This is a genomic window from Halobacillus litoralis (assembly GCF_009856415.1).
GTDB classification, from domain to species: Bacteria; Bacillota; Bacilli; order Bacillales; family Halobacillaceae; genus Halobacillus; species Halobacillus litoralis_C.
In genome coordinates this window covers 157,623-170,113 of the sequence record NZ_WMEZ01000002.1, presented here as the reverse complement: position 1 = coordinate 170,113, position 12,491 = coordinate 157,623, and the positions used below count along the sequence as shown (strand labels likewise).

The 12,491-nt window shown below is 46.1% G+C and carries 11 protein-coding genes; all 11 read left to right on the top strand.

Annotated elements, in window-relative coordinates; all coding sequences use genetic code 11:
- Nucleotides 1-11: 11 nt before the first annotated feature.
- The 11 genes from GLV98_RS06565 (at nt 12) to GLV98_RS06515 (ending at nt 12,331) form a co-directional block, all read left to right on the top strand.
- Complete coding sequence (locus GLV98_RS06565; protein WP_160913311.1) at nt 12-968, top strand: nucleoside recognition domain-containing protein; 957 nt, start codon at nt 12-14, stop codon at nt 966-968.
- On the top strand, nt 943-1,581 hold the full coding sequence (gene ppaX, locus GLV98_RS06560; RefSeq protein ID WP_160913309.1) for a pyrophosphatase PpaX: 639 nt from the start codon (nt 943-945) through the stop codon (nt 1,579-1,581). Before GLV98_RS06565 ends, ppaX begins: the two co-directional genes overlap by 26 nt.
- Before the next feature lie 4 nt (nt 1,582-1,585).
- Nucleotides 1,586-2,167 carry an acyltransferase gene (locus GLV98_RS06555; RefSeq protein WP_160913307.1) on the top strand — a complete coding sequence of 194 codons (582 nt, stop codon included), beginning with the start codon at nt 1,586-1,588 and terminating at the stop codon, nt 2,165-2,167.
- Nucleotides 2,115-2,675 (top strand): glycerol-3-phosphate responsive antiterminator, encoded by a 561-nt coding sequence (locus tag GLV98_RS06550; RefSeq protein WP_160913305.1) that lies wholly within the window; start codon nt 2,115-2,117, stop codon nt 2,673-2,675. Before GLV98_RS06555 ends, GLV98_RS06550 begins: the two co-directional genes overlap by 53 nt.
- A gap of 105 nt (nt 2,676-2,780) precedes the next feature.
- Nucleotides 2,781-3,599: an MIP/aquaporin family protein gene (locus GLV98_RS06545; protein WP_160913303.1), complete on the top strand. Its 819-nt coding sequence runs from the start codon at nt 2,781-2,783 to the stop codon at nt 3,597-3,599.
- The gene (glpK, locus tag GLV98_RS06540) at nt 3,596-5,095 is read left to right on the top strand and encodes a glycerol kinase GlpK (protein WP_202409946.1); all 1,500 of its coding nucleotides are present in this window, start codon (nt 3,596-3,598) and stop codon (nt 5,093-5,095) included. The genes GLV98_RS06545 and glpK overlap by 4 nt, the downstream gene beginning before the upstream one ends.
- 232 nt (nt 5,096-5,327) lie before the next feature.
- Nucleotides 5,328-6,995 carry a glycerol-3-phosphate dehydrogenase/oxidase gene (locus GLV98_RS06535; protein WP_160913301.1) on the top strand — a complete coding sequence of 556 codons (1,668 nt, stop codon included), beginning with the start codon at nt 5,328-5,330 and terminating at the stop codon, nt 6,993-6,995.
- A gap of 112 nt (nt 6,996-7,107) precedes the next feature.
- Nucleotides 7,108-7,926 carry a hypothetical protein gene (locus GLV98_RS06530; RefSeq protein WP_160913299.1) on the top strand — a complete coding sequence of 273 codons (819 nt, stop codon included), beginning with the start codon at nt 7,108-7,110 and terminating at the stop codon, nt 7,924-7,926.
- 823 nt (nt 7,927-8,749) lie between these two features.
- Nucleotides 8,750-9,142: a MerR family transcriptional regulator gene (locus GLV98_RS06525; RefSeq protein WP_160913297.1), complete on the top strand. Its 393-nt coding sequence runs from the start codon at nt 8,750-8,752 to the stop codon at nt 9,140-9,142.
- Nucleotides 9,139-10,656 carry a class I adenylate-forming enzyme family protein gene (locus tag GLV98_RS06520; protein ID WP_160913294.1) on the top strand — a complete coding sequence of 506 codons (1,518 nt, stop codon included), beginning with the start codon at nt 9,139-9,141 and terminating at the stop codon, nt 10,654-10,656. Before GLV98_RS06525 ends, GLV98_RS06520 begins: the two co-directional genes overlap by 4 nt.
- 13 nt (nt 10,657-10,669) lie before the next feature.
- On the top strand, nt 10,670-12,331 hold the full coding sequence (locus GLV98_RS06515) for an acyl-CoA dehydrogenase family protein (RefSeq protein WP_160913292.1): 1,662 nt from the start codon (nt 10,670-10,672) through the stop codon (nt 12,329-12,331).
- The last annotated feature ends 160 nt before the right edge of the window (nt 12,332-12,491 follow it).

Here is a 12,491-nt window from a genome sequence, read left to right as displayed (position 1 = left end):
GAGCAGGTAACATGAAGGGGATTTTCAAACGCGGGAGTAAAAAAGGATTGGAATTGACGTGGACGCTTGGGAAAGTCATTTTTCCTGTAACGTTAATTGTCACGATCCTTCAGTACACGCCGGTCCTCCCATGGGTGATGGAGAAATTGGAACCTTTAATGGGATGGATTGGCCTATCCGGTGAAGCTGCTGTTCCTCTTGTTTTAGGAAACTTTTTAAACCTTTATGCAGGAATTGCGGCCATCATCTCTTTCGAATTCACGGTAAAAGAAGTGTTCATTCTTGCCGTGATGCTTTCCTTTTCCCATAACTTACTGATTGAATCAACGGTGGCTAAAAGGGTGGGTGTGAGCTGGTGGTTTGTAGCCGGCGTCCGCTTGAGTCTCGCATTGGCTTCGGCTGCCCTGATCAACATTTTTTGGAAAGGCGGAAGCGAAACCGCGAAATATGGCTTTGCTCCTGAGAAGACAGCCGATCCAAATGGATGGACGGAGATTATTTTTCAAGGCGTGCAAACCGCCTTCATGGGGATCGTGCAGCTTGCATTGATTGTCATCCCTTTAATGATCTTCATGCAGTATCTCCGTGAAAAAGGGTGGCTTGACCGTTTTTCTGGCTGGGTCGCTCCTGCAACCAGGGTTCTTGGGATGGAGCGGAACACATCGATGACCCTTGTCGCAGGACTGACGATCGGTCTCGCTTACGGTGCAGGCTTGATGATTCAGGCCGTAGAGGAAGATGGTGTTTCCAAAAAAGATATGTACTTAGCCATTCTCTTCCTCGTCTCCTGTCACGCGGTGGTTGAGGATACACTGATCTTTATTCCGCTTGGTATTCCCGTTTGGCCACTGCTTTTGATTCGCTTAATGACGGCGATTGTGTTAACGGCTGCCGTCGGCTTCGTTTGGAACAGACTACAACAGAAAAGAAAGGATCCTTCCAATGAGCATACGTACCATTCTCTTTGATTTAGATGGAACGTTGATCGACACAAACGAATTGATCATCGCTTCTTTCACCCATACAATTGAACAATATTCCGATCGCACTTATGAGCGTGAAGAGATTCTTGACTTTATCGGTCCGCCTTTACGGGAGAGCTTATACAAAGTCAATCCTGATAAAGTAGAGGAAATGGTCGAGACTTATCGTGAACATAACATTGAAAACCACAACCGTTACGTAAAAGCCTATGAGGGCGTGGTGGAAACAATCGAAACGCTGAAGGATCAAGGTTACAAGTTAGGCATTGTAACGACGAAAATGCGTAACACTGTTCATATGGGTCTTGAACTGACGAATCTGGATGGATTATTTGAAACGGTTGTCACGCTGGATGATGTCACGAATGCGAAGCCACATCCTGAACCGATCGTTAAGGCACTGAATCAGCTGGAATCGCAGGCATCTGAAGCCATGATGGTCGGTGACAACACGCACGACATCGAAGCAGGGCAGAACGCCGGGACGAAAACAGCAGGGGTCGCCTGGACGGTAAAAGGAAGAAAAGTACTCGACGACTTGAACCCTGATTATATGCTTGATAATATGCGTGATCTATTAAAAATTACAGGAGGATGACTGTATGAGGAAAACGGAACGCTATCCGGTCAAAGGAGCCAATTCACTTTGGCACATTTATAAGACGGTCCCGTTTTTCAAAGTGGTCAAAAACTTCATCGTTATTCAAATGGCCCGGTACACCCCTTTTCTTTCTATGAAGAATTGGTTGTACCGGACTTTTCTCCATATGAAAGTCGGGGATCAAACGGCCTTTGCCTTGATGGTCATGGTGGATGTTATGTTTCCTGAGAAAATCGAGGTTGGGCGGAATTCGGTCATTGGTTACAATACAACGATTCTCGCTCATGAATACTTGATTGAGGAATACCGTCTCGGAAATGTTGTGATCGGGGATGAAGTTTTGATCGGGGCGAACACGACGATTCTTCCTGGTGTCACAATCGGTGACCGTGCCGTTGTCTCTGCCGGGACTTTGGTGCATAAAGATGTGCCTCCAGGTGCCTTCGTCGGTGGAAACCCGATGCAGCTCATCTATACGAAAGAGCAGATGGAAGAACGGAGAAAGAACGGAGAAAGAACGGGGGAGAAGAATGACTTTGACACAGTCGGTTCTGCCTGCAGTGAAAAAAATCAAAGAATTTGAAGCCTTGTTAGAAAGTGAAACGGATTATATCATCCTTTTGGAGAGCAGGTTGGGCCTTTTAAGGAAACTTGTCAAAATCGGACAAAAGGCTGGTAAAAAAGTTTTTGTGCATGTAGACTTGATTCAAGGTTTGAAAGCGGATGATTATGGCATGGAATACATAGGGCAGGAAGTGAAGCCTGATGGAGTTATTTCAACGAGAGCCCACGTCATTCAGCAAGCGAAAAAGTATCATCTTGTTTCTGTGCAGCGGTTGTTTTTAATTGACAGCCAGGCGATTGAACATAATGTGAAGATCATTCAAAAAACAGCCCCGGACTACGTTGAAGTTTTACCGGGTGTGTTACCGGGAATGATAAAAGAGATTAAGGAGCATATCGGCATTCCTGTCATTGCTGGAGGCTTGATTCGTTCTAAGGAAGAAGTCGATCAAGCACTTGCTTCTGGTGCTTCTGCAGTCTCTACTTCACGTTCTGAATTATGGCGTTTTAACAGCGAGAATACATAATCACCTTTCGTGAAGAGGCTGACGGATCCACACAATGATTAGATCAAACTAATGTTGTGTGGTTTTTTGTACGTCAAACGTGGTACACAGAAAGGAGATCACATCATGACTGAATTCATGGGTGAGCTGATTGGCACCATGATCCTCATTATTTTCGGGGGAGGCGTCATCGCAGGTGCAAATTTAAAAGCAACAAAAGCAGAAGGGAACTGGGTACTGATTACAATTGCCTGGGGACTTGCTGTAGCCATGGGTGTTTATGCTGTAGGAAGAGTGACAGGGGCTCATATCAACCCTGCCGTCACACTCGGACTTGCAACGGTCGGAGATTTTCCCTGGAGCAAAGTTCCGATGTATATCACCGCTCAGATGGCCGGTGCATTCATGGGAGCCGTCATCGTTTTCTTTCACTACCTTCCTCACTGGAAGGATACAGAAGATCAGTTGGCGATCAAGTCGATTTTTTGTACAGACCCTGCCATCCGCAGCCCGATTTCAAACCTCGTCAGTGAGATCATCGGAACATTTGTATTAGTCATGGGAATCCTGTTTATCGGCGCGAATGATTTTACACAGGGGCTAAACCCTCTTATTGTCGGTTTGCTTATTGTAGCCATCGGGATGTCTCTGGGTGCGACAACGGGGTATGCAATTAACCCAGCCCGTGATTTAGGTCCTCGACTGGCTCATGCGCTGTTACCGATTCCAGGAAAAGGGGGATCGGATTGGGGATACTCTTGGATCCCTGTTTTTGGTCCGGTCATCGGCGGGATCTATGGTGGGTTATTTTATCAAGCCATTTTCGAAACGAATGCGAATGGCTGGTTCTGGATTGGCACCGTTATCATTTTACTTATTTTACTTTCCTCCATGCGTGTGGAGCTGAAAAAAGTTCAGAAATCTGAAAAAGGAGTGGAATCATGAAACAGTACATTTTATCAATCGATCAGGGTACAACAAGTTCAAGAGCAATTTTGTTCAATCATGAAGGAAAGATTGTAGAAACCGCCCAAAAAGAATTCGAGCAGCATTTTCCAAAGCCGGGCTGGGTCGAACATGATGCGAATGAGATTTGGACATCTGTTCTGGCGTGTATTGCTGATGTGCTTAGAAAATCAGACATTGAAGCGGATCAGGTCGCAGGCATCGGCATCACGAACCAACGGGAAACAACGGTTGTGTGGGACAAAAACACGGGCAAACCGATTTATAAAGCAATCGTCTGGCAGTCCCGTCAAACGCAGAGCATCTGTAATGAATTGAAAGAACAAGGATTGGAAGATACATTCAGAGATAAGACCGGTCTTCTGCTTGATCCGTACTTTGCAGGAACGAAGGTGAAATGGATTTTAGACCATGTTGACGGAGCGAGAGAAAAAGCGGAAAACGGAGATCTTATGTTCGGAACGATCGATACATGGCTTGTGTACAAACTTTCCGGACAAAAAACACACGTCACCGACTATTCCAATGCCTCCCGTACATTAATGTACAACATCCACGACTTGAAGTGGGATGACGAGCTGCTCGATATCTTAGAGGTGCCGAAAAGCATGCTGCCTGAAGTGAAGCCTTCATCTGAAGTGTACGCAAAAACGGTAGACTATCACTTTTTCGGTAAAGAAGTCCCGATTGCAGGTATTGCTGGAGATCAGCAGGCAGCGCTCTTCGGACAAGCATGTTTTGAGAAAGGAATGGGCAAGAACACATACGGAACCGGTGGTTTCATGCTGTTGAATACAGGAGAAGAAGCGGTCAAATCGGAACATGGACTTTTGACAACGCTTGCCTGGGGCATTGATGGAAAAGTCGAATATGCTCTGGAAGGAAGCATTTTCGTTTCAGGTTCTGCCATTCAATGGCTGCGTGACGGTTTGAACATGGTTGAATCCTCGCCACAGAGTGAAGAAATCGCCGGACAAGTGAAATCTACTGACGGTGTCTATGTGGTTCCTGCTTTCGTCGGTCTTGGCACGCCTTATTGGGACAGTGAAGCTCGTGGGGCTGTCTTTGGTCTTACGCGTGGAACGACCAAAGCTCACTTTGTACGAGCTACGCTTGAATCTCTTGCTTACCAGACGAAAGATGTCGTGGATGCGATGGTCGAAGATTCTGGCATCGAAGTGAAAAAACTCCGTGTCGATGGAGGTGCCGTTAAAAACAATCTCTTGATGCAGTTCCAAAGTGATTTGCTTGATGTAACGGTTGAGCGTCCAGAGGTCAATGAAACAACGGCTCTTGGTGCGGCTTACCTGGCCGGGCTGGCTGTAGGTTTCTGGGAAGATCGACAGGAGATCGCAAACCAATGGAAAGTGGAAAGAGAGTTCGAGCCTAGTATGAATGAAGAGAAAAGTAAGAAACTATACAAAGGCTGGCAAAAAGCTGTGGAAGCAACAAGGGTGTTCAAGCAAGAAGAATAAATCCTTGAAAACATCTCCCTCTCTGATATAATAGAGCTACAAGTTAATGAAATCGGTCGGAGATACGGAGAGACCACGAAGCTTTATGCAATGCGCATAAGAGTTTTCGTGGTCTCTTTTTTTATGACATGAATGGGCACTCGATGAGCTATCCGACACATATTCTTTGCTGAAAAAGGGAATACCCGTATCAGACCATGAATTAGAAGACAACGGAAGAAGGAGAGATAGCATGCAATCATTTTCAAGTTACGAAAGGCAAAATCAGTTTAACCGTCTAACACAGGAGGAGTGGGATGTCCTCGTCATCGGCGGTGGAATCACAGGTTCTGGAATCGCTCTCGATGCAGCGAGCCGCGGCATGAAAACGGCGGTTGTCGAAATGCAGGATTATGCAGCAGGTACATCCAGTCGTTCCACAAAACTGGTGCACGGCGGTTTGAGATATTTGAAACAGTTCGAAGTAAAAATGGTCGCTGAAGTAGGGAAAGAGCGAGAGATCGTTTATGAAAATGGCCCTCATGTGACGACACCAGAATGGATGATGCTCCCATTCCACGAAGGTGGTAACTTCGGTCCATTTTCAACAAATGTCGGTCTTCGGGTGTATGATTACCTTGCGGGCGTGAAAAAATCAGAACGTCGAACGATGATGAGTGCAGAGGAAGCTCTAGAACGTGAACCACTTGTGAAAAAAGAAGGCTTGAAAGGCGCAGGCTACTATGTGGAATATAAAACCGATGACGCGCGTCTCACACTTGAAGTGATGAAAAAAGCCGTAGAGTATGGCGCTTGTTCTGCGAACTACGCGAGAGTCGTGGATTTCATTTACGATGACAATGGATCGATTGTTGGTGCGAAAGTGGAAGATACCGTTTCAGGAGAACAGTACCATGTCAAAGCGAAAAAAATCATCAATGCAGGCGGACCATGGGTTGATGAATTGCGTGAAATCGACGGCTCGAAGAAAGGAAAAACGCTACAGCTGACGAAAGGTGTCCACCTCGTCTTCGACCAATCCGTCTTTCCTTTGAGACAAGCGATTTATTTCGACAGCCCGGACGGTCGTATGATCTTCGCCATTCCACGTGACGGCAAGACTTATGTGGGGACAACCGATACGACCTACGATCAGGAAATTGCTCACCCGACAATGACGGAAGACGATCGTGATTATATTCTGAACGCCATGAAGACGATGTTCCCAACGGTCGAGGTAACAGCTGACGATGTAGAATCAAGCTGGGCAGGGCTGCGTCCACTCGTCCATGAAGAAGGGAAAGATCCATCTGAAATTTCTCGTAAAGACGAGATTTTTGTATCAGACTCTGGGTTGATCTCCATGGCCGGAGGAAAACTTACCGGATATCGCAAAATGGCACAAACGGCCATTGACCTCGTTCGTGACCAGTTGATGGAAGAGTACGGCATTCGTTATTCTGACTCTGAAACGAAAAACATGCCGATTTCCGGTGGTGAAGTTGGAGGTTCCAAAGGTTTCAAGAAATATAAAGAAGAGCGAATTCAAATTGGCGAATCTCTAGGAGTAACGAAAGAAGATGCCGACAAATTGATCCAGCTGTACGGTTCAAATGTCGATAAAGTCTTCAACAACTTCAAAGATCGTAAAGAAGAAGCAGCGCAAGAAGGGGTCGACCCAGTGGTCTTTGCCCAGCTCGTCTATGCTTTGGAAGAAGAAATGACGTATAAACCTGTCGACTTTTTTGTCCGCCGAACGGCTGCGCTATTCTTCAACATCCAGTGGGTCCGTGATCACAAAACATCCGTCATCAACTATATGGCGAAAGCACTGGATTACAGTGAACAGCAAAAACAGGAATATACGGAACAACTCGATCAACTCTTAGAAGAGGCTGTCACACCAATCGAATACGTATAAATTTTAGAGACTTCTCCTTCATGGGAGAAGTCTTTTTCTTACATATTCTTGAAACCTTTCGCTGCTTTCATTCGTACTTATAGTAAAGCTTCTTTTTCAAGGAGGATTTAAGATGTCACTTGTTCAAACCATGATTTATCAAGATGCGAGAAGACAATTATGGACCGGAATCCTTCTCTCCTCCATATCGATTGTTTTTATCCTAGGGATGGTCACAGTTAATCCCAGCAGTTTTATTATTTCTGTCGTTTACGCAGCGATTTTTGCCATCACAGGAGCTGGGCTTCTAAAAGGTGGCTACGCTGATCTTCAAAAATCCAAAACCGTTTCTGATTTTGAACCGGATCCTACAAAAAACGCCTTAGAACGAGTACCTGCAAGGATGTATATGGGGCAAAATAAGCTTAAATCCTTTCAGGCTGGCTTGTTTGATATGGATGGGAAGACCTATGGGGAAATTCAGGAAAATGTCGAGTGGAAACATAAAGCTTTAACGATGTTTACCGCTGTATTTTCTTATGACCAGTTCAGACCAGCCATATTCACTTTCAAAAATCAGGCCGGCGAACCGCTTTATCAGATTGAGAAAAAAGGCGGTTTTAAGTGGAGGGGATATATCCAGCACAAAGAAGGAGCCTATGTGGCTTACACAAAGCAAACCAAAAATAAAACGACCGGGCAGTGTATCACTCGCTATATAGAAGGAGATCAATGCCGCTGGAGTGCAGAAGGTGATGATTTCATCGGGCATTTTAAGATTAGAGACCATGAAGGGAAGGTATGGGCGGTTATAAAAAGAGGAGCCATTCCTCGGGAAGCGGCGGAGCGATTCGAAAAAATGCCTGGCTACTTAGTCGAATGGAACATCCGCGACAACATCCCTGCCTCCCTCCTCGCTTTCCTATTCCTCCTCCATTCCAAAGAAAGATAAACCCCTGCTTTATTAAAGAATATGGCAGGATTGTGGAAGACTTGATTTCGAGATGTTCCGGGGTTCGTTGCTTGGGATGAGCGTCAGGGGTGGCTGGGAAGCTACTCGTCCAGCTCCATCGCCCAGACACTCGCGTCATAAGCCGAACAGCAAAGGAATGAAAAGGCACATTCCGTTGCTATTCGGCTTATGCCAGTCGTGTCTACCAGGGCGATTCCGCATTTGAACACTTTCCTGTGGGGGAGTGGTGAGCTTCCTCGGACTACGTCCTGCGGGATCTCACCTATCTCCTTTCTCCTACGGGAGTCTCGCAGCTTCCCAACCACCCCATCCGTCTTATGTGGGTAACGAACCCCTATACCGAAGGAGACTGTCTTCCACTACTCTGGCATTATATGCATAAAGCGCTCTATGGCAGTCTTTACCCAAAATAGCCAGCGTGGGAGTTGGTTTTTCTTCTGTTTTTAGTGGGGTAAAAGCTGTTTATTCTGGATGTGGTTTCGCGACACTTATATGGTAAAGGGGCGGAGGGAAACGGTGAGACTCCTATGGGACGTGTGGGACAGGTGAGACCCCGGAAGGCGTAGCCTGAGGAGGCTCACCGCCCGCCCCATGGAAAGCGAACGGTTTCCCGGAGCCCCTAAACTCCAACAAACATCTTGAAACTGAGTCTTCAAGAATAGGGAGCTATACTTTATGAAAGCACCTTTTTAGTAAGGTGCTTTTTTAATTGTGAATTTCCATATTTTTATAGTTGAACCTTACGTTAACGTTAATGGTATAGTAAAATTGTTAGAATTTTCATTCAATGAGAGGGGATCGAATGACAGGACGTTTATCTATACAACAAGTGGCCGAAAAATTTGATGTGACTCAGCGGACCATCCGATACTATGAAGAACTTGGGCTGATCAGACCTTCCCGCAGCTCGGGCGGGCACCGCTCTTTTTCTCCGAAGGATCTGACACGCCTCGGGCTTGTTTTTCGTGGGAAAAAGTATGGCTTCCAGCTTGATGAAATCAAGGAAATGATCCATCTTTTCGACCAGGACCCCTCAGGAGTCCGTCAGCTTGAACGGACGCTTGCCTATGGAAGAGAAAAAATGCAGGAGGTGGACGACCGGATTCAGGAGTTGGAACAGTTAAAAGCGGAAATGGGGCAGTGGCTCGACAAATTCGAAGAAGAATTAAAGGAACGGAGAGGAGATCCTGTATGAATCTTTCTGAATTATTAGCTTACCAGTCTCGTAAATACCCGGAAAAAGAAGGGATTGTTACACCTGAAGAACGTTTGACTTATCATGAGTGGAACAGTCAGGTGAATCAGTGTGCCAGAGGTTTGATGAGGTTAGGAATTCAGGATGGAGATAAGGTAATCATCCATATGCCAAATACGAAAGAGTTTGTTATCAGCTACTTTGCCATCCACCGGCTTGGTGCCATCGTCGTCCCGATTAATGCTCGTTTGGTACAGAGTGAAATTACTTATATTTACGATCATAGTGATGCCGTCGCATTGCTCACCCATGATTTGCTTATTGATCAAGTGAGAGGACTTGCAGATGAAAGGGAGGGCACATTCATAAAAACAGGGAATGCGGACGGGGGATGGCACTCGTATTCGGACATGCTCGCAAAAGAGGAACCGCTTGAAATGGTGAATGAAGCTCATGAAGATGAAGAAGCTTCGATTTTATATACATCAGGCACCACGGGGCAGCCGAAGGGCGTTGTCTTTACCCACAAAAATATTTTGACCGTAGCCTCCATGATGGCTGTAGAACTGGAGATGAAGCCATCCAGCCGTATGCTTCATATGATGCCATTCAGTCACTCCGCACCATTACATCTCTTTTTAGCAGGTGGAACCTTCGTAGGTGCCACGCACATCATTGCTCCTACATTCACTCCTGACCTGTTGCTCGAGCTTGCTTCAAAGGAAAGGGCGTCACACTTTTTCGGGGCACCTGTCGCATATTTAATGACAGCCAAGCATCCTAAAGTAAAAGAAACGGATTTGAGCTGGGTGAAATTTTGGACCTATGGAGGCGCTCCTTTGTCTAAAAAAGAAGTGGAGTTTGTGAGAGAACAGTTTGAAACAGACAGCCTCTGCTGTTTGTATGGTCTGACAGAAGCAGGACCCAGTGGGACACTGCTGCTTCCGCAGGAGCATGATGAAAAAGCAGGAAGTGTCGGAAAACGTGCAGCGCTTCATTGTGAAGTACGTATTGTTGATGAAAGTGGACAAGAAGTAGGAAATGGTCAGGTGGGCGAAATCGCTCTTAAAGGCGAAGGAATTATGAAAGGCTATTATAAAGATGAAGAAAAAACGGCCGCCACTTTCCGTGATGGCTGGCTGCTTACTGGTGATATGGGGGAGAAGGATGAAGATGGCTACCTGTGGGTCATTGACCGTAAAAAAGATATGATCATATCGGGTGGCGTCAATATTTACCCACGCGAAGTAGAAGAACTTTTGTTGCAGCACCCGCATATTGATGATGTGGCTGTCGTTGGCGTGCCGCATCCGGATTGGGGCGAGACCGTCAAAGCACATATCGTCCAAAACGGGCAGATCACAGATGTAGAAAATGAATGCCGTAGCTTTTTACAAAAGCATTTAGCAGACTATAAGATTCCGAAGATTTATGAGCAAATGGACGAGCTGCCGAGAAATGCGACGGGTAAATTATTGAAGCATCGCTTACGTGGACAGGCGCGTCAAGTGTAAGGGAGGGGACACGATGAACTTTTACGAAAGAGATGAGAATCTTCAAGATCTCTTGAAGGAAGCATGGGATGAACCTTTTTATCAGTGGGCCAATGATCGACTGCGATTTTTCGGTGAGAAATGTGCACAGGAGATTGATGAACGGGCGGTTCACACCGACCGAGAAGGTCAACCGAAGTTGATCAAATATGACAAGATGGGCCATGACATTTCAGAAGTGTGGTTGAACGAAGGATACAAAAAAACAATAGAAGAAACCTATGGCGAAGGAATCGTCGGTTATCTTCATAAGGACATCCCTGAGCTTGGACAAAAAGGCGACTACCTGTATTCCTATGCTCAGGGTTATCTTCTCTCCCAGGCAGAGCCTGGCTTTTACTGCCCGGTGACGTTAACGATGGCCACTGCCTATTTGATCGATCATTACGCGGATGAAGAATTGAGAGCGAAATATTTACCGCATGTGATCTCGACGGGAGAGGTGGAGCTTTATGAAGGGGCGACTTTTCTTACGGAACGTCAGGGCGGTTCAGACGTGGGCGCCAATGAAGTGAAAGCCATTAAAGAAGGGGCCCATTACAGAATTCATGGTGAAAAGTATTTTGCCAGCAACGCAGGTGCTTGTGGCGTGGCCATGGTTCTGGCCCGTACAGAAGGCGCACCTTCGGGGTCGAAAGGTCTCAGCTTGTTTCTCGTTCCCTGGAGGAATGAGGAGGGGGACTTGAATGGTATTCAAATCCGCAGGCTGAAAGATAAGCTTGGTGTCCGTGCCGTTCCATCCGCTGAGGTTGAATTTATCGGGGCAAAAGCGTTTATGGTAGGAGAAGCGGAGCGTGGGTTCTATTATATGATGGAGGCGCTGAACCTTTCCCGTGTTTGTAATGCGGTCGCTTCTATTGGAATTATGCGGCGTTCTTTAACAGAAGCCCAGGATTATGCTACTAAAAGAAATGCATTCGGCCAGGCGTTGATCGAATATCCGATGGTGAAGGACACGCTAGTTTCCATGACGGTGAAACAGGAAGTGGAAACGAGAGCGGTTTTCGACCTGATCCAAGCCTTTGAAAAAGTGGCCCGTAAACCAGAAGAAACAAGAATAGAAGAACATATCCTGAACCGTGTCCGGATCGCCATCCTGAAAAAGGAAACAGCCGAACAGGCCGTAGATTTTACACACGAGGCGATCGAGATGCACGGAGGAAATGGATACATTGAAGACTTTGTCACACCAAGACTTTTGCGTGATGCTCAAGTGTTGACGGTTTGGGAAGGAACGGCGAACATCCTCGGACTTGAAGTCTTAAAACTTTTCAACAAATATCAAGGCCATGAGTTGTTCGTGCAACATATACAAGAACGCTTGGACAACATTGAGAAGAAAGGGAAAGAGCATACCCTTGTGAAAGAGGCGGTCTTGACATTCATTCCATATGCAGATGAAGTGTTAAAACAGCCAGCTGATGTACAAACCTATTACAGCAAATCCCTGGCTGAAAAAATGGCTTTGTTATATGAGGCCGTTGTTGCTCTGGAGATGATGGAAAAGGGACCAAGGTTTGAAAAGGTTGGGAAACTGTTCATTCACCAACAGATGCAAAAAGAGGAACCGAGTGCAGAACCAATGGCTCTTCGTTATGCCGATGAGATCCTACAATTGAATAAAGCTTTAACGTAAAGAGGCGCACACTTTTGTGCGTCTTTTTTTGCGGTCGGAGAGATCTAATGTCCTCCGACGTCTATTCCACGTCCCCTAACTGAAACCTCACGCTGCAAGTCCGTATTTATGAAGCGGTTTCTGCTATGATAAGAAGGGGAACAAAGCTAAGGAGTTTCTT

Bases quoted from the DNA above. Each gene is read 5' to 3' on its own strand.
- GLV98_RS06565 (WP_160913311.1), top strand. From the start codon at position 12: ATGAAGGGGATTTTCAAACGCGGGAGTAAAAAAGGATTGGAATTGACG.
- ppaX (WP_160913309.1), top strand. From the start codon at position 943: ATGAGCATACGTACCATTCTCTTTGATTTAGATGGAACGTTGATCGAC.
- GLV98_RS06555 (WP_160913307.1), top strand. From the start codon at position 1,586: ATGAGGAAAACGGAACGCTATCCGGTCAAAGGAGCCAATTCACTTTGG.
- GLV98_RS06550 (WP_160913305.1), top strand. From the start codon at position 2,115: ATGACTTTGACACAGTCGGTTCTGCCTGCAGTGAAAAAAATCAAAGAA.
- GLV98_RS06545 (WP_160913303.1), top strand. From the start codon at position 2,781: ATGACTGAATTCATGGGTGAGCTGATTGGCACCATGATCCTCATTATT.
- glpK (WP_202409946.1), top strand. From the start codon at position 3,596: ATGAAACAGTACATTTTATCAATCGATCAGGGTACAACAAGTTCAAGA.
- GLV98_RS06535 (WP_160913301.1), top strand. From the start codon at position 5,328: ATGCAATCATTTTCAAGTTACGAAAGGCAAAATCAGTTTAACCGTCTA.
- GLV98_RS06530 (WP_160913299.1), top strand. From the start codon at position 7,108: ATGTCACTTGTTCAAACCATGATTTATCAAGATGCGAGAAGACAATTA.
- GLV98_RS06525 (WP_160913297.1), top strand. From the start codon at position 8,750: ATGACAGGACGTTTATCTATACAACAAGTGGCCGAAAAATTTGATGTG.
- GLV98_RS06520 (WP_160913294.1), top strand. From the start codon at position 9,139: ATGAATCTTTCTGAATTATTAGCTTACCAGTCTCGTAAATACCCGGAA.
- GLV98_RS06515 (WP_160913292.1), top strand. From the start codon at position 10,670: ATGAACTTTTACGAAAGAGATGAGAATCTTCAAGATCTCTTGAAGGAA.